The organism is Planktothrix sp. PCC 11201, from assembly GCF_900009135.1.
Classification (GTDB): domain Bacteria; phylum Cyanobacteriota; class Cyanobacteriia; order Cyanobacteriales; family Microcoleaceae; genus Planktothrix.
This window is the reverse complement of sequence record NZ_LT797685.1, coordinates 32,429-54,127: the sequence shown is the minus strand read 5'-3', so window position 1 is coordinate 54,127 and position 21,699 is coordinate 32,429. Positions and strand designations below refer to the sequence as shown.

General features: G+C 37.5%; 13 protein-coding genes and 1 pseudogene. 3 read left to right on the top strand and 11 right to left on the bottom strand.

Going from position 1 to position 21,699, the window contains the following annotated elements:
• Positions 1-97: 97 nt before the first annotated feature.
• Complete coding sequence (locus PL11201_RS00665; RefSeq protein ID WP_079676728.1) at positions 98-3,382, top strand: SpoIIE family protein phosphatase; 3,285 nt, start codon at positions 98-100, stop codon at positions 3,380-3,382.
• Positions 3,383-3,472: 90 nt separating this feature from the next.
• On the opposite strand, the gene PL11201_RS00660 is transcribed toward PL11201_RS00665, so the two are convergent.
• Complete coding sequence (locus tag PL11201_RS00660) at positions 3,473-4,522, bottom strand: aromatic ring-hydroxylating dioxygenase subunit alpha (protein ID WP_079676727.1); 1,050 nt, start codon at positions 4,520-4,522, stop codon at positions 3,473-3,475.
• 164 nt (positions 4,523-4,686) lie between these two features.
• Positions 4,687-6,651 carry an FAD-dependent oxidoreductase gene (locus PL11201_RS00655; RefSeq protein WP_079676726.1) on the bottom strand — a complete coding sequence of 655 codons (1,965 nt, stop codon included), beginning with the start codon at positions 6,649-6,651 and terminating at the stop codon, positions 4,687-4,689.
• A 259-nt stretch (positions 6,652-6,910) separates the two neighbouring features.
• Between PL11201_RS00655 and PL11201_RS00650 the strand changes: the two genes are divergently transcribed.
• Positions 6,911-7,375 carry a CYTH domain-containing protein gene (locus tag PL11201_RS00650; protein ID WP_079676725.1) on the top strand — a complete coding sequence of 155 codons (465 nt, stop codon included), beginning with the start codon at positions 6,911-6,913 and terminating at the stop codon, positions 7,373-7,375.
• 257 nt (positions 7,376-7,632) lie between these two features.
• Here PL11201_RS00650 and gltD read toward each other — a convergent pair whose 3' ends face one another.
• The 8 genes and pseudogenes from gltD to PL11201_RS00610 all read right to left on the bottom strand — a co-directional run bounded on the left by gltD (position 7,633) and on the right by PL11201_RS00610 (position 19,193).
• Positions 7,633-9,117 carry a glutamate synthase small subunit gene (gene gltD / locus PL11201_RS00645; protein WP_079676724.1) on the bottom strand — a complete coding sequence of 495 codons (1,485 nt, stop codon included), beginning with the start codon at positions 9,115-9,117 and terminating at the stop codon, positions 7,633-7,635.
• A 280-nt stretch (positions 9,118-9,397) separates the two neighbouring features.
• Positions 9,398-9,664 (bottom strand): Uma2 family endonuclease, encoded by a 267-nt coding sequence (locus PL11201_RS00640; protein ID WP_339394334.1) that lies wholly within the window; start codon positions 9,662-9,664, stop codon positions 9,398-9,400.
• Between the two features lie 59 nt (positions 9,665-9,723).
• A protein-coding gene (locus tag PL11201_RS00635) for an IS630 family transposase (protein WP_144017631.1) occupies positions 9,724-10,781 on the bottom strand; the annotation gives its coding sequence in 2 pieces (ribosomal slippage) (positions 9,724-10,386 and positions 10,389-10,781; 1,056 coding nt in all).
• A 78-nt stretch (positions 10,782-10,859) separates the two neighbouring features.
• Positions 10,860-11,138: pseudogene (locus PL11201_RS00630) on the bottom strand (Uma2 family endonuclease); the annotation flags it as partial.
• 74 nt (positions 11,139-11,212) lie between these two features.
• Complete coding sequence (locus tag PL11201_RS00625) at positions 11,213-12,283, bottom strand: YheT family hydrolase (RefSeq protein ID WP_079676722.1); 1,071 nt, start codon at positions 12,281-12,283, stop codon at positions 11,213-11,215.
• Positions 12,284-12,333: 50 nt separating this feature from the next.
• A complete protein-coding gene (locus PL11201_RS00620; RefSeq protein ID WP_079676721.1) occupies positions 12,334-14,019 on the bottom strand; it encodes an alpha/beta hydrolase in 1,686 nt (561 codons plus the stop codon).
• 77 nt (positions 14,020-14,096) lie between these two features.
• Entirely contained in the window at positions 14,097-15,740 is a 1,644-nt protein-coding gene (locus PL11201_RS00615) for an alpha/beta hydrolase (RefSeq protein WP_079676720.1), read from the bottom strand.
• 99 nt (positions 15,741-15,839) lie between these two features.
• Entirely contained in the window at positions 15,840-19,193 is a 3,354-nt protein-coding gene (locus tag PL11201_RS00610) for an ATP-binding response regulator (RefSeq protein WP_079676719.1), read from the bottom strand.
• A 401-nt stretch (positions 19,194-19,594) separates the two neighbouring features.
• Here PL11201_RS00610 and tnpA point away from each other — a divergent pair, with 401 nt between their 5' ends.
• Positions 19,595-20,014 carry an IS200/IS605 family transposase gene (gene tnpA, locus PL11201_RS00605; protein WP_079676718.1) on the top strand — a complete coding sequence of 140 codons (420 nt, stop codon included), beginning with the start codon at positions 19,595-19,597 and terminating at the stop codon, positions 20,012-20,014.
• Positions 20,015-20,262: 248 nt separating this feature from the next.
• Here tnpA and PL11201_RS00600 read toward each other — a convergent pair whose 3' ends face one another.
• On the bottom strand, positions 20,263-21,336 hold the full coding sequence (locus PL11201_RS00600) for an EcsC family protein (protein ID WP_234996584.1): 1,074 nt from the start codon (positions 21,334-21,336) through the stop codon (positions 20,263-20,265).
• Between the last annotated feature and the right edge of the window lie 363 nt (positions 21,337-21,699).

Sequence of the window (21,699 nt, the reverse complement as noted above, 5' to 3'; positions counted from 1 at the left end):
ATGTCATTTACAAATATCTAAAAGAACCCGCCCGTACCAGTGTAAGAGTTAATTGATTATCTATTACCCACTTAACAACCATAATTTTTGATCTTCAATGTCAATTTCTTTGCCTAAATTTCAGTTGATTTGGATTAGAATGGTTCGGAAAAGTCAGCGTCCGATTCCGATCCGAACGGTTTTGATTATACCTTTTTTACTGCAAATTTTTGGGGCAGTTGGGATTGTGGGGTGGCTGTCTTTTCAGGCGGGACAGAAGGCGGTTAATGAGGTAGTGGGTCAATTGCAAAATGAAATTAGTGCGAGGGTTGAACAGAATTTAGAAGCCTATTTAGCTATTCCAGAAAAGATTAATCAAACGAACTTAAATTTACTTCAATCGAGAATTTTGACCTTTCAAAACTTAACCCAGTGGGAACAATATCTCTGGCGACAGGTACAAATTTATCCTGATATTAACTTTATTAAAATTACTAATGCTGCTGGACAAGAACGCACGGGGGAACAGTTGGGGGATGGGTCTTTAAGAATTAATGTAGTTGATACTTTTACTAATTCTGATTTTTATTCCTATAAAACTGATTATAAAGGCGATCGCACCGAAGTTGCAACTATTGTTAAAGATTTTGATACAAGGAAAGGGGTGTGGTATAAAGACGCAGTAAAAGCGGGAGATGCGACTTGGAGTTCGGTATATCTATCCTTATTAGAACCGACTTTATTAATGAGTGCTTTGCTTCCGGTTTACAATCCTCAAACCCAAGAAGTTCAAGGGGTTTTAAATACCGCATTACGGTTAGATGGAATTGGAAATTTTTTAAATCGATTAAAGGTAGGAAAATCAGGACAAACCTTTTTAATCGATAGCGATGGCACGTTATTAGCCACTTCAACTTTAGAAAAACCCTTTTTAGTTGTTAATAATGATAGACAGTTATTTGCGGCGCTAAAAAGCCAAAATCCCTTAACTCAAGCGACCGCCAACTATTTAAATCAAACCCATTCTAATCTCAGGGAAATTAAACAAGGGAAAGAACTAGAGTTTATTTGGAATAATAGTCGTTATTTTGTCAAGGTGTTACCGTTTCAGAAGGGAAAAACCGTTAATTGGTTAATTCTTGTGGTGGTTCCTGAAGCGGATTTTATGGAACAAATTAATGCTAATACTCGCACCACTATTGCTTTGTGTAGTTTGGCATTATTGGGAGCTACATTAATCGGATTATTCACAACACAATGGATTGTAAAACCGATTTTACAGTTAAATATTGCCGCCAAAAAAATTGCTCAAGGGGACTGGGAACAAAAAGTAAACCTGAAACGGGATGATGAATTAGGTCAGTTAGCTAAATCTTTTAATAGCATGGCTAAACAGTTAAAAGAATCCTTTACTATTTTAGAAGCTAAAAATGAAGAACTGCAACATTTAGACCAATTAAAAGATGAATTTCTAGCCAATACATCCCATGAATTAAGAACTCCTTTAAATGGAATTATTGGGATTGCTGAATCTTTAATTGATGGTGCAACGGGAGATTTATCCCCTCAAACTAATAGTAATTTAGCGATGATTGCCGCTAGTGGTCGCCGTTTATCAAGTTTAGTCGGTGATATTTTGGATTTCTCTAAACTGCGCCACCAAAATATAGAACTGGAACTGCGACCCCTTGATATTCGGGCGATTGCGGATGCGGTTTCTATTTTGAGTCAACATCTAATTACTCAGAAAAATTTACATATTATTAATCGGATTCCTGTTGATTTTCCCCTGGCGGAAGCAGACGAAAATCGGTTACAACAAATTCTCTATAATTTAATTGGAAATGCGATCAAATTTACCCCGGAAGGAATCGTAGAAATTTCAGCCATCATTTTACCTAAAGGCAATAAGTCTCAAATTGCAATTACAATTTCTGATACGGGAATTGGGATTCCTACTAATAAATTAGACCGAATTTTTGAATCCTTTGAACAGGGAGAAGGGTCAACTGCTAGGGAATATGGTGGTACCGGATTAGGATTAACTATTACCAAACAATTGATTGAATTACATAGGGGTGAAATTACAGTTGAATCGGAGGTGGGTATCGGTTCTCGATTTACGTTTACCCTACCCATTGCTGAAAATGCAGTTAAAACACCAACGGAAAAACGAGTTAAAAATCCGCTGCAACCTCAAGAAATTAATACCTTATTATCGATTAATTCTAGTTTTGTTCAACCCCAAATTAACCCTTCTTCAGAAGTTATTAAGATTCTAATTGTTGATGATGAAGCAGTTAATCGGCAAGTTTTATTTAATAATCTTTCCCTGCATCAATATGCTGTTTTTCAAGCCAGTAATGGCGAAGAAACCTTAGAATTAATTGCCAAAGGACTCAGACCTGATGTGATATTATTGGATGTAATGATGCCTAAAATGACTGGATATGAAGTTACTCAAAAACTTAGAGAACAGTTTAATCAAACGGAATTACCGATTATTTTATTAACGGCTAAAACTCAAGTTCAAGATATTGTAACGGGGTTAAATATGGGTGCGAATGATTATATGATGAAACCCTTTGCTAAGGATGAACTTTTAGCCAGAATTAAAACCCATGTTAATATTAGTCGCCTACAAACGGAAAATTTACGGTTAGCAACGGAATTAGAAGTTACTCGTCGCTTACAACAAATGATTTTACCCAAACCAGAGGAATTGGCGGCGATTTCTGGGTTAGAAATTGTGGGATTTATGGAACCTGCGGAGGAAGTTGGGGGCGATTATTATGATGTTTTAGAAACCGATGGTGTGGTGACTTTTGGAATTGGAGATGTTACCGGACATGGGTTAGAAAGTGGGATTTTAATGTTAATGGCTCAAATGGGAATTCGTACCCTGACGGAAATTAGAGAAACTAACCCTATCCAATTTTTGACGATTCTTAACAACACTCTTTATAAAAATGTTGCACGGATGAATGTGGATAGAAATTTAACTTTAGCTATTTTAAATTATTATCAAGGTTTATTAACAGTTAGTGGACAACATGAAGAAATTTTGATTGTTCGTTCTGATGGTAAGATTGAACGGATTGATACCATGGATTTAGGGATTCCGATTGCTTTAGATGAAAATATTACGGAGTTTATTAATTCCATAACTGTTGAGTTAAAAACTGGGGATGGTGTGGTTTTATATACCGATGGAATTACAGAAACCTTTAATCTTAATAAACAACAATATGGACTGGATAGACTCTGTGATGTTATTTCTCAAAATTGGCAACACCCAATAGAAGAAATTAAACAAACTGTGATTAATGATATTGTAACATTCCGAGGAGAAGAAAAACAATTTGATGATATTACCTTATTAATTTTGAAGCAAAAAGCATAAATTCACCGTTGCATCGTTGTTGCGCTTCAGCGCTCCATAAAAGTGTCCTTATCCCAACAACAAATTTTTGTATTGATGACCCCCTAATGATTATCTTTCAACTTGATTGTTAATTAACCGTTGAACACTGGCGATAGTCGGGTTAAATTCATATCCTTTTTGTTGGGTATTTTCTAAATAAGCTTGTTGTTCTTCTTCTATCATTAAAATATCCTGTTTTACCAACCCATCCAATAGGTTTTGGGCGGAACCAAAACATAAATCTTTGACAAATTTTCTGAACTTGACGGGCAATTTATGGAGTCGCCAAAAAGCATTTAATGAGGTAAAATGAATTAAATAAGCTCGGGTTTCTGTTAAACTAATCGGACAAAATAAACAATATATTTTAAAATATTCTCCCAAGGTAGAAACCCAATGGGGATAAATATAACTCACCGTTAAAGGTTCGGGATGAAGTTTTCTTAAACCCGGAAAAAATAGCTGAGAAATTGACCAAATTTTATCAATTTTATAATAACTCTGAGCTTGATAATAAGCATCAACTCGGTTTGGGGTTTCTTCTATTTTTTCTAACTGAGCATCTGTCCAAGCTTGTAAATCTTGATGTAAATGTCCATGGTACATATCCATTAAATTCTCAATTAAAAAGGAAAAATGACCTTGATAATGAATGGTTGAAACCGTAGCAATATAATTCAAGTGTTCCCATTCTGGAATGGCTAAAGGTTGAATTAAATTAGGATTATCCCCAAGAAATAACCAAATAAAACCCTCTAATTCTTTAACAGAATATTCTTTAATTTTACAATTTTTAGGTAATTTTTGCTTATCCTCTAAATAGGGAACTAGGACACATTCTCCTTGAGTATTAAATTGCCAACCATGATAAGCACATTCTATATAATCCGAGATAATTTTACCATGACTCAGTTTAACTTGTCGATGGGGACAGCGATTTTCTAAGGCTTGAATTTTGCCTAAACTATCCCGAAATAAAACAATATTTTGATGCCATAATTTGACTTCTACAGGTTTAGTTTTGACTTCATGACTCGCCGCTACAACATACCAGTGATTCGGGTTGATTCCTGACTGTCGAATATCGTTAGTTGTATGGGATAATTTTTCTGAATTCATATTAACCTGGGTGATTTTAATAGAAGATTTATATTAACCTGGCGATTGAAATCGCAGCTATACAAACAAATTCCGCCTACATAGAAAATTTATATTAACCTGGCGATTGAAATCGCAGCTATACAAACAAATTCCGCCTGCGCGGAATTAAAGTGAAATCAATTTTATATCTTTAAAAATCCTTCTGGATTTACAGAAAAAAGTGATCGTTTTTGCAAACCCTCCTGATATAAAATCTCATTTGCTGCTAATAATCCACTACTAACAGCCCTTTCCATTAAACCACAGGGAAAGGGCATTTTTACCCAATCTCCGGCAAACATTAAATTAGTAACCCCGGAATTCGTAGCCGGACGATTTGCATAACTTCCGGGGGGATATCCGGCAAAATTTTTCTGATTGACTAATTCCCGATGTAATAGGGTAGCTAATTTTAATTCGGGGACAATTTCATAAAGTTCCTGTTCAAAAGTTTTTAACAATATTTCTTGAGTAGGAAATTGAGCTTCTTTATAACAATAAGCGTGAAGTTCTACCACAGTCCCCCCGGTTGCTTCATACCATTGAATATATTCTTCTTGAATCCGATGATAAAGGGTGATACTATCGGTTAAATCATAACCCGATAGAGAGGTAAAATGACTATGTTCCCAGGGAAAATCTCGGTCAAACCAAAACCGACAAACGGCAAAAGGGTCAGCGACTTGTAATTGTTCAATTTGTTGTTGTACCTGTTGATTAATTTCCCCGGTCATCCCCGTAAATAATCGTTGTGTCCCGGGAATATCCGTCGCTAATACATAATAGTCTGCCTGAATATTCTGGGTCTGGTTTGTATTAGAATTAACACTCAATAACTGAACTTGATTATCCTGTCTGTCCCTAACTTTGTAGGGTGTTAAATCCCGTTGTGCTGGGCCAGAAATCACTTTGCCATTTTGATCAAAAATAGCTCCGTGACAAGGACAATGAAAATATCCATCTTCTGCCATTTGTACGGTGCAACCTTGATGGGTACATTGTAAAGAAATAGCTTGATTATTCTGACTAGATATCGCATAAATATCATCTCCATCCCCAAAGTATTCTAAATGTTTATTTTCGGGTAAAGGTGGGGTAATTGATGATAGAATTGAATTATATTTAACCCAAAATGGAACCGAATTAATTTGATTACCTTGAAAATAACTAATAGAATCAATTTTTCCTTGATTCCAGTTAATATTACTTACGGTAATATCGGTTAAAACTTCCCCACCTTTTTGTTGAATTGCTTTAACTAAAGGTTGGACTAAACTGCTTCCCATATCTTGCCGAGTCCCATTAAAAGCTAACCCTTCAGGATTACCAAAAAAATAGAAATGGAAAAACTGCATAAGTTCTCCCACACTCAATTTATCCGGTGCATTTAAACTGGATTTAGCAAAGGGAAGAAAGTATAAATCATATAAACCTTGGGGGAAATCTTGACTCACCCAGTCCGCAACGGAAATATCATCTAAGCGTTGATAACTATTAGGAATTTTAAACCCGCCAATTTCTCTAAAGACTTTCCAATGATTGAGATGAGTTAGATTAATTCCCCAGTTTAAACGATTAGCAGAAGAAAATCCTAAATCGACCACATTCCAAGGAAAAGCAGAATGACTGGGACGGAATACTTCCGGTTGATATTGGTTATTTTTAAAAACCACCGCGTAGGATTCTAAGGATTTAAAATTATTATCAATTTCGATTTCCTTAACTAAGGATTTTAAGTTATAATATTGAGGAAAGAAACCATGAAAACCATGTTCCATTTTAAAGGTTTGATCCCCTATTTTAATATCCCAACTGGCAATTTTACCGCCTAACTGGGGAGATTTTTCTAATAAACTCACTTTAAATCCCCGTTGACTTAATTCATAGGCACTGGCTAATCCAGCTAGTCCTGCACCGACAATTACAACGTGCTTAGGTTGGGTTAAAAATTGGGGTAAATTAATGATATTCGGCTGGAAAATAGTGGGTTCGGGTTTATGAAATCGAGAATATCCTAAGACACCAGTAACCGCACTAATACCGAATAATTTTAGAATAAAACGACGAGAAACATTAGAATTTTCAGAAGGATTAAATAGTTCAGTCATGGATAAAATAAACTTAAAATTTTAAAGCCAGATTATTTTATAATCTAGCGAGGGATGACGCTCACCATACAATGATTATATCAATTTTGTAGATATTGGTAAATTAATTGTTATTAATATAAACATGATCTTGTATGTTGTTGGGCTAAAGCCCTCAAGATTGCGCTGAAGCGCAACAACGGGATTTTTTTTATTTGTTGATAAAAATATAAAATTTTATGGTATAATCATAAACAGATAATTTTTTAGATCACTACAAATGGCAATAGAAATTGAACGAAAATTTTTAGTTACAGGAGATGAATGGCGATCGCTTGCGGTCGGAGAAACCTATCGTCAAGGCTATATTGCTAATATCAATGGTCGCACGGTGCGGGTGCGGGTCGTAGGAAGTCAGGGATATTTAACCATTAAAGGCATAACCACGGGAAGCAGTCGGGCGGAATTTGAGTATAAAATCCCCGTGGATGAGGCTCAAGAATTATTAGAAACATTATGCGATCGCCCTTTAATTGAAAAAACCCGATATAAAATTAATATCAGGAATTTAATTTGGGAAATTGACGAATTTGGGGGAGAAAATCAAGGATTAATCTTAGCAGAAGTTGAACTTGAAACAGAAGACCAAAGTATTAATATTCCCGACTGGATCGGAGAAGAAGTCACCTCCGATCCCCGATATTATAACGTCAATTTAGTTAAAAACCCTTTCCAAACTCAATAATTAATTGAATGTTAACCAAAATTTATCGAGCAACTATATCCTCTTGGGGTGGGGCAGGTTTATTAAGGTTATTGGTAATTAACAAAATCGGTCGGCGAACCTGCCCCTACAAGCTTGTAGGGGCGGGTTAAAGTTAACCTTTGATAATTACAAATAATCTCCCTAAACCCGCTCTGCCCCTTACAAATAATCTCCATAAACCCGCCCCGAACTGACAAATAATCCCCCCAAAAAAAGGAGGGATTTCTAATTACAAATTAAGGCAAATCCGTCTGTCCCATCAAATACAAATCACATTCCCGGGCGGCGCCACGACCCTCATTAAACGCCCAAACCACAAGGCTTTGGCCCCGACGACAATCCCCCGCCGCAAATACCCCAGGAATACTGGTAGCATACTTGCCGTGTTCAGCCTTAACATTACTGCGGGCATCCCGTTCTAAACCCAAACTGTCTAATAACGGTTGTTCTGGCCCCAGAAACCCCATCGCCAGTAACACTAATTGGGTGGGAGTCACCTTTTCCGTGCCGGGAATATGCTTAGGAATAAATTGCCCCTGCTCATTTTTCGCCCATTCCACCTCAACGGTATGAATCGCCTTAACATGGCCATTTTCATCCCCTTCAAACTTAGTTGCAGTAGTTAGATAAACCCGAGGATCAGAGCCAAATTTCGCCGCCGCTTCCTCCTGGCCATAATCCATTTTATAAACCTTCGGCCACTCCGGCCAAGGATTATTAGCAGCCCGTTCCGAGGGAGGTTGGGGCAGAATTTCCAACTGCACCACCGTATTGCAACCGTGACGAATAGAGGTTCCTACGCAGTCCGTCCCCGTATCCCCCCCGCCAATAATCACCACATCTTTACCCTGGGCCGAGATAAAATCACTGCCGGGTTGCTTATTTAAAACCGCTTGCGTATTAGCCGTGAGGAACTCCATGGCAAAATGAATCCCCTTCAGGTCGCGCCCTTCAATCGGCAAATCCCGGGGTTTAGTAGCTCCAGTACATAAAAGTACCGAATCAAACTCTTTTAATAGATTTTCGGCGGGAAAGTCCTTACCGACTTCCGTATTGCAAATAAACTTCACGCCCTCGTCTTCCAAGACCTTCAGACGCCGCAAAACCACCTGTTCCTTATCCAGCTTCATGTTCGGGATACCATACATTAACAGGCCCCCTGGACGATCAGCCCGTTCAAAGACCGTCACCCAATGACCCGCTTTATTTAATTGGGCCGCCGCCGATAATCCCGCCGGGCCAGAACCAATCACCGCGACTTTCTTTCCAGTGCGTTTAGCGGGGGGTTCTGGGGTGATCCAGCCTTCCTCCCAACCCTTATCAATAATCGAACATTCAATATTTTTAATCGTCACCGGAGGGTTATGAATGCCCAAAACGCAGGAACCCTCACAGGGCGCGGGGCAAACCCGACCCGTAAATTCGGGGAAATTATTGGTTTTGTGCAGACGGTCTAGGGCCTCTTTCCACAGTCCCCGATAGATTAAATCATTCCATTCCGGGATCAGGTTATTGATAGGACAACCACTGGCCATGCCACTAATAATCGTTCCCGTATGGCAAAAGGGGGTGCCGCAGTCCATACACCGGGCGGCTTGGGTGCGTAGTTTGTCATCTTCCATGGGCAGATGAAACTCATCCCAGTTATGAACCCGGTCAAGGGGGGCGAGTTCAGACGGTAACTCCCGCAGATATTCTAAGAAGCCGGTCGGTTTTCCCATAGTTGTTTCCGTTAAACTTTTGAGTATTGGTGGTTAGTCATCTTAATCGATATTCACGGTCAAGATTGTTCAATATATTAATATAGCTGTTGCTGAACAACACAGATTCCTAGTTTTCCCCATTAGCTGACTATTTGGTTCGTTAATCGTCAACAATTGATGACAATGGTTTTTAGCGTTTAATTCTCCAGGCTGCAATTTACCTTATTAAATTGTAGAGTATTTTTAGGGTTAATTGGCATATTTTTCAATATTTATTAACAATATTATATCATCTTTTTTATTCCAAAAGCCAAGCGAATAACTCGCCAACTGTTAGTTTAAGATCCGTGGCAAATGGGGGTACAGATATTAGTGATTCGGGTTGTTCAAAAACTTCTGTTTGTTGTTGAGCGTGATAAACAAAGATAGATTGTTCTTCAGGATCAATTAACCAAGCCATTTGAGTTTGATGATTCAGACAATAGAGAATTTTTTTAATCACTTTTGTTAGACTTTGATCGGGGGATAAAATTTCAATCATCCAGTCCGGCGCGTTTAAAAAAATATTGGCAATTGCACCATTAAGTAGGTGGGCGAGAAAATCAACAAGTATGTAACGAAAAGTTAACTTGGTTGTTGCTCCGAGTGAAATTTCATCCGTTGTGTGGTGTAGTTTCCTCTTTCTGCCCTAGCTTGAATACCATTAATTACCGCATAAGCTAGGTCTAATTCATCCTCAAATGTTTGTCCTGATAGTTCATCTTTTTTGAGATGTTGCCACTCTAATTCAATCGGATTCATTTCGGAACAATATTTAGGTAAACAGAAAATATACAAACCCATACTTTCCCATTTTGGCCAGAGTTTTTTCACCTCATGGCATTGATGTATCGGGCTATTATCTTGGACAATAACTCTCATCCGTCCGGCTTTTTCAGCCTCTGTTGCTTCTTGTTCCATCATTTGGATATAACACTTGCGATTCACACCTCCAATCACCAAGCCGTAAACAAAACTGATTTGCTGTTGCAAAAACCCAATAATACTTAATCTTCGACCCCGACGATGTGTTTGTTCTAAACGTTTTTGTTCCCCTCTAAAATAATAGGTGTAACCCGGTTCACTCCACAGACAAAAACCCGATTCATCTAAATACTTTAAGTCAATTTCTCCAGCCGCAGCCGATAATTCCAACATCTCTAAATCTGCCTGTTTCTGAGCACGGACTATCGGATCTTGTTTTCCTTTGTGGCTCTTTCTGGCTCGCTTCCAATTCACCCCCTTTTTTTGAGCACCCGTCTTAATCTATCGGGACTCAATTTAATCGACCGTTCTTGTTCTAATTTTTGGGCTAATTGCTCAGAGTTGTATGTCCGGGGTTCTCTTCTGAGACATTCTTCTAAAAATACTAAGTCCTCTTCTTTCCACTTGGCTTTCCCCCCGCGACCTGGTTTTTCCCATAACCCTTCTAGCCCCAACTTTTCCCATTTGTGCAACACTTCTCTGACAGTCTGTGCCGTCCAATTGAAATAAGTTGCTATTTTTTCGACGTACCAACCTTGTGAGTTTAAGCGAATCACTTCGGCTCGGTCTTTAACTTTCTGTGGTATATCTGCTGTTCTCAGGTTGAACAGGGTTTTGTCTTGCTCACGAGTTAGAAATACCCTTAAACGAGCACCCATATTTTCATGACCTCGGTAGATTTCTTCTTCCTCTTTATTTATCTTTACATACTTTCGTTTCTTCCTGCCTACCTACTTATCATCCCGAGGAATTCTATCCCAAGTAAAAACAGAAACATCAGGAACAATAGAACGTTCTTCAAAAGTACACCGGAGTTCGGGAAATGCCCTGGCAATTTTGGCAGGTTTTAAAATAGCGTTAATGGCGGTAACAAGTTCACCTTGAATTGTACTATGTTTTCCTTGGGGCATGGGTTTTTGGATAATTTGACCTTCAATATATTCGCTGGCGGGTTTGGTTTCGGGTTGTTTCAGAAACTCTGCTACAGTGATAATTTTAGATGGGGTTTGTACCATTGAGGTTGCCTCCTAAAGTATTTTTATTTTAGCCTATTTATTTCGGAATCATATTAACCAAATCAATTTTGATATTATAACTTATCTTGTGATTTTTCCTGTTGATCAAACCAATCTAAAATCCGATTCCAAGCCCACCATCGGTCAGGATCATCAAACTGATTCTGGCAAATCTTACTACTAATATAACCGACATGACCCCCATAATTTGTTGATACTAAATCAATAGCCGGATTCTGATGACTAGCTGCTTTTAAATCGGGAATAATAGTTGGATCAAATAGAGGATCATCCTCAGCATATAAAATTAACGTAGGTTTCCTAAGTTTAGGAATTAACTGTAACCCACTACTGGCTTCATAATAGGCTTCCACACTCTTAAATCCTAAGCGTCCAATCACTAATTCATGATCAAATCCCCAAATTGAATTTGCCCGTTTAATTGCCTCGGGATCAATATCATTGGGATGGTGCTGATAAAGATTTCTGGCTAATTTTTTCAGTTCTTTGGTAATCGCTTTTTCTAAATATTTTCCCCAGGAATGTTGGACTAAATAAGATAAGGAACGAATAGAATCTAAACTGGGACAAATCACGGCACCTCCAGCAATATCGGAATCTTGTAGGTCTAAATCTGCTCCCCATTGGTTGACGGTTTGAGCCGTTTTAATCCCCCATAAGGCTAATTGTCCCCCTAAAGAATAACCCGTAAACCAAAAAGGAGCCGGACAACCCATTAATTTAGATTGAGCCGCAATTCTGACAAAATCTTCCCCTTCATATAAACCATCGGAGGTTAAAGTCGGAGATAATTCTGCGGTTTTTCCATGGGCTCTCCAATCAAATAAAACAACAGCGTAACCCGCAGCAAAGGCTTTTCTTCCCCAAAGTCTTAAAAACCATTGATTGTCTAAAGTTCCAGTAATTCCATAGGTAGAAATAATTGTTCCTCTGGGGTTTTCAGGAATTGCCACCATCCCATAAATTGGAACGCCTACGGCTCCTAAAAAAACCATTTCTTGATAGGGAGGTTCTGGTAAGTCAATACTTTTTTCCCAATTACGACTGGCTCTTAATGCTGCATAAATAGTCATTAAAAAACCATTTTTTAGAGTAAAAGGGGGATGGTAAATCGGCTGAATCATGTTGAAGTGTAATAATAATTTGATCTAAGTGGATTACACAATTTTTATGACTATTTGCGAACTTTATGAATTGCTTCTTGAATATTTGCTTGAGTTAAAGAACCAACAATTGTTAAACTGAAAGGAGAGGTTTCAAGTCTCTGGATATAACCAGCATTTAAATAGGGCAAATATTCAGTTTGACCTCGAATATAACTATTAAAAAATACTAAACTGATTGCTTTTAAAAATGGAAAGGCTAATTCGGGATTTGGGCCAATAATTTCAGCCGGGACAGGAATAACCGATTCCCCAGATTCTAAGAAGGAAAAATGGGTTCCTTTCTCTAATAACATTAAGTATTTGTTAGGGCTAGTCAACCAAGAAAAGGGATAAATTTGTTCACTAACGGCGGGGGCTACATAATCATCACTTCCTCCAATCATTAACACGGGGATTTTAATTTGACTCATGCCTTCTTGTCCAAATACCACACTGGTAATCGGATTCACCGCAATCACCGCTTTAACCCGTTTATCTTGAAGATTATAACCCTTATTGGCAATAGAAGTGGCTTGACATTGCAGTAAAACCGAAATATTTAGAGTAAGTTGTTGGTCTACAACCTTAGCACACTCTTGATTAATTCTGTCGGTATTAAAGGTCGCTCCCCCTACCGCTAAAGCCGTATAACCGCCATAGGATTGACCGATAACCCCCACATTATCTAAGAGTAAAGGGCTAGGAAATGCGGATTTTTTGGCTTTTTCTTCTAATAAATTAAGTACATAAGTAATATCTAAAGGACGATCAACAAATGCTTCTGCACCAGGAGGTTGAGCGTTTCCCTGTAAGAAATTAGCCAAGCCATTGGCACTGGTTTCTAAATGTTCTGGAACTGCAACAAAATACCCATGGGAGGCTAAATGTTCCGCTAAATATTTGAAGGTTGTTCGGTCGGAACCTAAACCATGAGAAATTACAATAACGGGGGCTGGGGTGGAAATTTGGGGGATATAAATATCAACGGGAGAAGGCTGATTTCGTCGAGGATTTTGAAAAGTCAAGGATTCTTTTTTCCATTCAGTTGTACCCGGATTTCTCAAATTAATTGGCCGATTTTGCAGGGCTGGATTATTGATTTCAGCTTTAGCTTGTTGCCTAATCCAATTGATGATCGATTGATCTTCATAAATAATTTGAGATAAATCTTGAATCACTTGGAGAGCAAAATTCAGGTCAATTTCTATCCTGTTACCCGGAAAATTTTCTAAAATCCCGAGTAAAGTTAAACCCCCAGGAAGTTTAGAGGCTTGATTAATCGCTGTTTTTAAAGCATTTAAACCATTTTCCCCATTATCGGTTTGAATGAAATTACCAAATCGAGTTAGAATCACAGTCCCTGTAGGGGTATCATTAAATTGTTGAATACTCCAAGGACTGGCGGTCATGGGAGTGACTAAAAGTTGACGCAGTTTTTCTACATCTTCAGGGCTAAGAATTTTTTCAGGAATTGATAGAACTGGCGAGATTTCTCCCCCTTGAGCAAATGTGGCTAAGTCTTCAATGGGAATTAAGACCGTACCAATATTATACCGAACTGCAATTTGTTCGGCGGCCATTGTTGAGGAGGTTGTGGCCATTAAACCCGATATAATTCCTAAGCCAATTTTAATCAGTTGAGTTGAGAGAGACCGAATTCTTTTATTGTTTTTGTTGGGTTGATAGTCCTGGGAATTTTTAATAGGTTTTAACATAAAATTAAAAGGGAATTATATGACTTTTTTATGCTAACACTGAAGGTCGAATAATGTCAACATTTTTGAGATTTAATTTATTGATTTGAACCGGAAGTTATCCCCTTAATTGCGTTAGTTAATTGATTGGGAGTTAGGGATTTAATTAAACTCAAAGGATAAGCCTGATCGCTAATGGTTTGAATATAAGCTGCATTCAGATAGGGTTTGTATTGAGAATTTTGAGTTAAATAGGTATTGAAGAATGCCGTACTTAAGGCTTTAATATAGTCTCGACTAATTTCAGAGGTGGGAGGGACAAATGCAGGGAGTTTCGAGAGTTCAGAGGTATTTTCTGAAGTAATATCGTAAAAATGAGTCGCATGATTTTGCATCATTAAATATTTATCGGAGGTGGTTAGCCAAGTAAAAGATTGCAGCTGTTCTGATAATGCAGGAGCAAGAAAATCTATACTACTTGCGGTGATAAAAATGGGAATTTTGATTTTACTTATACCCGATTGTCCTAAAATAATACTATTCACTGGATTTAATACAAAAATAGCTTTAACTCTTGGATCTTTGAGTTGATAGTTATTATCAGAAAGTTCTAAAGCTCGACACTGAAGAAAAACTGAAGGATTTAGGGGAATATCGGATTGTTGACATTGAGTTTTAAGTTGGGTAAAATTAAGGGTAGCCCCGGCTAAAACCAAAGCCGTATATCCCCCTAAAGAATGACCAATTACACCGACATTTTTTAAATCTAATTGATTATTAAAATCACTAGAATTGAGTTTTTCAAGTTGATTGAGTAGGGCGGTTATATCTCGAGGTCGATCAATAAATTGTTCGGGTTCAAATAGGTCTTTTACTTCCCCTTTAAGTAAGGATTGAAATTGTTGATAATCACTACCTGGATGTTCGGGAACCGCCACAGCAAAACCATAGGAATTGAGATGTCTAGCTAAACTTTCAAAGCGAGAACGATCAGAAGCTAACCCATGAGAAATAACAATCACAGGATGGATTTGATCTGAAGAATTTGAAGTATCGGGTAAATAAATATCAACCTCGAAGTTCCGATTATTTTCGGAATTATTGACTGTTATGGTTTTTTTAATACTCTTGAAGTTTCCGGGTTTTCGTAAATCTGGTTTTTGACTAAAATCAGTAAATTCAGCTTTTTTAGCTTCGATATTTGATAAAATTTCTAAGGATTTTGTAACGGTCTGAGTTTGCTGAACTAAAGTAAAAATTCGGGTTAAAATTTCTAATGTTTGTTCAATATCTAAATGAATTTCTGGACTAGGAAACCGACGCATAACATCTATAATAGTGAAACCATTGGGTATATTAGCAACCTCAATTAAGCTAGTCTGAATTGCTTCTACTCCATTATCCCCCGATTGGGTTTGAATGATATTTCCCAGATAGCTTAAAAAGGCTAAAATCAGGGGGGAATTAAAAAAAGGTTGAATAGAAATATATTGATTGGTATAACGAATTTTCAATAGTCGGATTAGGGTTTGTTTTTGTTCAGGACTTAATAGTTGTAAATAGGTAGACAAAGATTCTTTAGGATTAATTGTGCCTTTTTGGGCATAATTTTCTAAGGAATCAATGGAGATAGAAATGCTGGTTTTTCCCAACGGGATAATAATTGAATCTGCGGCAATTACCGGGAAAGTTGTCAATAATACAGAGGCTATTGTTAAGGTAAAAGATGAAAACCAGCGCATAGTTTTTTCCTGTTTTGTTATGAAATAATATAACTCTATGTTAAGTCTATTCTAAAATTATTCAACCTTTTCAGAGATTAAGAATTGATTAAGTCGAATTCATTGATAGGGTTTAGGGTGAGTGAGTAAAACTTTGATTTCCTCCAACAAAGAATCTACGGATAAATTAAAAGGTAAGACTTTCAGGGGAAAACTAGAAGCAAAGCGTTGTAAATAAATAGCCATTTTTTTCCAAATATGCTCCTCTAATTCAACGGTAGGATAGGGTTGATTTTTTTGTTTTTTGTTGATAGTCTTATTCAAGATATTAATATCTGATTGTGCTAAAATAATTATGGGAATTTTAGATTCTATTTTTTCCAAAGTTGACAGGGCTTCAATGATATTGGTAAAAGATTTATCTCGAAAACAAATTAATATTAAATCCAAACTTTTACACTGAATTTTCCGAATGATTTCCTCCCAACTTTTCCCCATAATTCCTTGAAATCCAGCAATTTCAATATATTGAACCAGGGCTTGATCAATCTTATAATTAGTATTATCAATTCTATCAAGACAGTCTGGATCAAGGTTAGGATTTTCCTCAAAATTACGGTTGTCAGACCTTGATATTAATTCAGGGTTAAACTCTGGGTTTATATTAGGGTCTTGAGAATCTAATAAATGGCTGGATTGTTCTTTAGGTAAAACAGAAGAATCGACCACTAAAATACTAGGTTTCCAACTTAAACGAGTCGCAATTTGGACGACTTCTAATAAAGCTGAACTCATGGATAAAGGAAAACTTTGATTTTTGAGTTGGTCTTCTGGAGAATTGGCTAAACAAGGAAAAATTGATAATTTTTCAATTTGATTAGCAACCTGAGTGGTCAGGGGGTCTAGGGTAACAATGGGCAAACGGGCTAAACTTTCTTGTTGACTAATTTCCTTTAACAAATAGGATGGATTTTTTATCGAACTATCTCGTTCTAAAACCATGACATTAGGATGCCAGATTCGAGCCATCATGGCGGCTTGATTAATGTCATCTACTTCTAAAATTCGGCAATGGGAAAACCGAGATAAAAATAAGGCTGAATGATAAATAGAGTTTTTACTTTCCAAGGGTTCTATTGACCTTGAAATTTGAGGATTTATCGATAAACTTAACCAAAGAATAATCAACTGTTGTGGAACAGAAAATGAAACTTTTGGTAGCAATTCTTTCAGCAATTTTTCTAACTCTAACCCTTGAACTGGCAAGCGGAGGAATCCATCACAATGATTCATGGTTGCCCGTTGTTTATCTCCTAACGTAGCGGTAACAATCACGGGAATTTGATGGGTTTTTAGATCGGTTTTAAGCAGGGTTAAAACATCCCAACCGGACAATAAAGGAATTAAAGGATTCAGTAAAATCACCCTAGGTTGTAAACAACGAGCTTTTTCAACCGCTTCTGTTCCTGAACGGGCTACCACGACTCGATACCCTAAATCAGCGAGTTGTTCGCTCAGGTTTTGAATAAATTGGGGAACGGTTTCTACAATTAATACTAACCGCGATTTTTCTGAGGAAACTACAGGAGCAAAAGTCGAAGATTGAGAGTCTTGACTACCTAGTTTATGTCTTAATTCCCAATTGCAACGGGGGGGATTAGGTGGTAATAACAGCGTAAATTTACTACCTTGATGGGGTTTAGAAATAAAGCTGATATCTCCCCCATGTAGTCGAGCCAAACGTTGTGTTAATACTAACCCCAGTCCCGTTCCTTCAAATTCACGGGTCAAGGGACTTTCTAACTGTTGGAATTTTTGAAAAATTAGATGTTGTTTATCATCAGGAATTCCAATGCCTCGATCCCAAATCGTAAAAGCTACCCAATTTTCCCAACGACTCACTTGTAGACCAAAATCACTGCCATCGGGAGCAAATTTTAGGGCATTACACAACAAATTGACTAACATTTGTCGTAATCGGAGTTCGTCCGCGACAAAGGTTTCTAAACCGGATTCAATTTCTAAGTGAAATCGGCGTTTAACTTGGGCTAGAATTTCTGCTTGCAGTTTAATATCCGATTTATCCTGGCTTTGGTAGTGTTGAATAGCTAAATCAAAGGCAGCTTGACAAACGGTATGAATATGTAAAGGTTCTGGGACTAACTCTAATTGTCCGGTTTCTATGCGGGTTAAATCCAGAATATCATTCACCACTAACATCAGGTGACGACCACTTTTATGAATTAGTTGGGCATAACGGGTTTGTCTTTCGTTAAGTTCCCCCAAGACTTGATCTTTTAATAAACTCGATAGACCTAAAATTGCCGTTAAGGGAGTTTTTAGTTCATGACTAATACAAGCCATAAATTCATCTTTGATGCGATTCAGTTGAATTAAATCAGTATTTTTGGCGGTGAGTTCCTGGGCAACTCGATGCTGTTCTGTAATATCTTGGGCTAACACTAACCACAGGTCATGAGTCTCCTGTTCTAAACATAACACCATTTCCGATTCCGGGTTCAACCGTTGACGGGTAAATTGCCATACCCGCTCCTGATTTTGAGCAACGGGACAAATGCAAATATAAGTATCGGGTTTACTCCCAAGTTGACACCATTTGGGCATTTCTAAGGAGGCTGAATTTGAGGCTAAAGGTTCAGCAACATGGGTTAAGGGGTTAGATAAAAACCCCAAGTTTCCTGCGGTTTCTAAAGGGGAATTCAGTCCGTTTTCCTGCTCAGAAAATATTTCAGAGGTTTCAGTCCAACGGGTTACTGCTTCTGCGACTTCCTGTACGACTTCTGCTCCTCGCCCAATTAGCGATCGCCAGGCTAAATTTTGACTGATGATCGTGCCATCATTCTGTTGAATCATTAAGGGGATAGGTAGCTCATTTAAAAACTCAATTAAATGATGAGGCAAGGCAGAATCGCTTAGGGATAAAAGACTTAATCCGAGTGGGGTTTCTGTTTTCCAGTCGAAAGTTGGGGGCGGCGACGCTTTCGGTGACTCAACGGGGGGGAATGGTTGGGAATGCCTGGCTAAATGGTCTAATACCTGTAAACTATCAATTAATCCGATAAATTCCCCCGTCTGATTCACTAAAGCTAAGGATATACTTTGAGTCTGAGCCTGATCCTCCAAAGTCTGGGAACTTTGATATTGTAAATAGAGCCAGAACTCTTGTAGGTTTAAATGGGATGGAATGCCGATCACCGGCTCAATGATGGCTTGAAAAATTTCTTCGAGGGACGGTTGAGTCTGAGTCGGTGGGGAAACGGGAATCTGATTCAGTAGATAGGGAAGGAAACGACGCAACGAAATCATTCCTAGGGGCTGATATTGGGAGTTGACAATCACGACCTTTTCACAGTTACCCTGGGAAAAAATAAATCCCAAGGTTTCTAGGGAAGCGTCATGTTGACAAACAGGAACGACCTGAAGGAAGGTTAGGAGGTTAGTTTGGGGAGACATAAGACTTAAATCCTCCAGATGAGATCATCAACTGATGAGTTAACGATCATGATCCGATAGAACTCTATATAGTATTTCTATTGTCATAGCAAAGGGTTGACTTTTCTGTGAACTTAACGATTTCATAAACAATCTTAAGGGAATTGAAAGTTTTCCGAGGTTTTTTGGGGTAATTTTCCTAAAATATTGATCCCCAACGGTTTAACGATATTATTTTATTCGTTCACTGCCACAACGGTCTGGATATTTGCTCTGAGGAGACGAAAATCTTCTTTCTATTTGATGCACCGATTACTGAGAATTATAATAAACATATTGATACAAGGAATTAGCTTATTGTCATCTGCTTTAGGTTATAGTTTCAGTTTATTGACATTTGATCTGGTATTAATGGATTTGATATGGCGTTTTGGCGTACCTATTATCATTTAGTGTGGGCAACAGAAAATCGACAACCTTTGATAACGGCTGATCGAGAATCAGAGCTTTATGGTTACATTATCGGTAAAGCGGATTATTTGGGGTGTATTATTCATGCAATTGGGGGTGTGGAGGATCACATTCATCTTGTGGTTTCTATCCCTCCAAAATTATCGGTTTCTGAATTTGTCAAAAATATTAAAGGGAGTAGTGCTTATCATTTGAATCATACCCCTTCAGCTTCAAATGTAGGGTTTAGTTGGCAACATGGATATGGGGTTTTGACGTTAGGGGGTAAACAATTAGAAGATGCTAAAGCCTATGTGAATAATCAAAAAGAACATCATTCTTATGGGACTACAATTTTGGGTTTAGAACCCGATTATCGAGATAAGGATTAGATAGTTTTTGCTGTAGGGGTGGATTCACTCAGATTTTGATGATAGAGCCGTGAAATAAATTTCCGGCTCAGAGCTTAAACCCGTTAAAACGGGTTATTTTTTGAATTTTTAACTATCTTTAGATAGTTTTAGCTTTTAGCCCGAAATTTATTTCCGGGCATCAAAGGTTATAGGAAATACCCACTTTTTCGCTATTCTTAACTAAATTGAGGTTGATTTTTTTTTATTCAAATCAACCTCAATTATTCTTAAGTTGCTGCGGGTAACTTGTCTTTTAAAGCAATTGCTTGATTAACTATTTCTTGAACTTTATTTACTTCGGCAGTTAATTGAGCAAAATAGCTATTAACCTCAGCAATTAACTCTTGATAAGTCTCGGCTGAAAGAGGATCTTTCCCACTTAATTTAACTTCATAATACTGACAAGCTGCATATCCAACCCCTAAAAATAGGGTAGCATTAATTATTGGATTAATTGCCCAACTTGCAATCGGAGTATGTTTAAGTAAAAATCCTAAACCCATTTTGGGTAAATTATCAACTGTCAAAGTTAAACATAAAATTGCCACAATCTCCTGTGTTGATTCCGGGGATTTAATATCTTGCTCATAAGCACCAGCAATTTCATAAACCATTTGAATTAATAAGGGTGTCGTTACACTTAGATCTACCAAAAAAGTAGCTCCTGGAATTGCACCAACCATACCGGTAATCAAAGAATACAAGAGTTTTTCATTGATGACATTTTGAGCAATTTGGTTGCTCGAAAAATTCGGATAATTTTTCTTGATTTTACTGACAATAGTGAGTGCTTTTTCCCCTAGATCCAAAATCAGAATACACTCTAAAATTCTTTCTTTCCAAGATTCATTCCAATAGTTAAGGATTTTTTGCAGTAATTGTTTAACAAATTGTTCTGATGTTTGAGTAATCCCATTAAGAATATTAGTAATTTGTTGAGTTGTATTTTCAACCGATTGACTAGATACTTTCAAGCTCTCTTCTACGGTTTTTTGGGCTTGTTCTAGTGAATAATATGTCAATTTTATATCTTCATTGGCTTTATTTTGAATCGTTTTTACAAGATTTGTCACAAACTGTCCTAGCAGACTAATATCTGCTACTGCTGATGAAGTAACACTTGTTGTTTTTGTCAGAGAAACTGGTTCATTCGTAAAATCTAATAACGCAGTCACTGAAATCCATTGACCTTGACCGATACTGTCAACTTGAAAACAAACCGTTTTTCGTCCATCTCCATAGGTACAAATTGCCAAAACCTTACCCGTTTTCTCCTCATGATTTAGAGAACAAGTAGTCATCTTAAAAATAGCTGAATTGTCTGAAGACATCATTTAATCCTCTTAAAATTATTTGGGTATGGGAAAATTTCCCCAACCTCTGAGGGTTGGGTTGTGCTTGGATCAAAAAACTTGTAGGTAGCGGTATAAAAATTTATTTTACTACAGACTCAGAAAAATAGAATCGCTTTTTTCCAACCCATTAAGAAGAAATCAATGTGATTCATCAGTCAATGTCAGGTTTTCCTCACATTTAATCGAAGGGTTTGTCCACATTCGGGTGATATAATTAAAAGTCGGCTTTTTATAGAACTAACTCCCCCTTCTCAACCTGAGAAGTGGGATTTTGTAGTGACTCAAATCTTCTATCGGTAGAAAACCGTA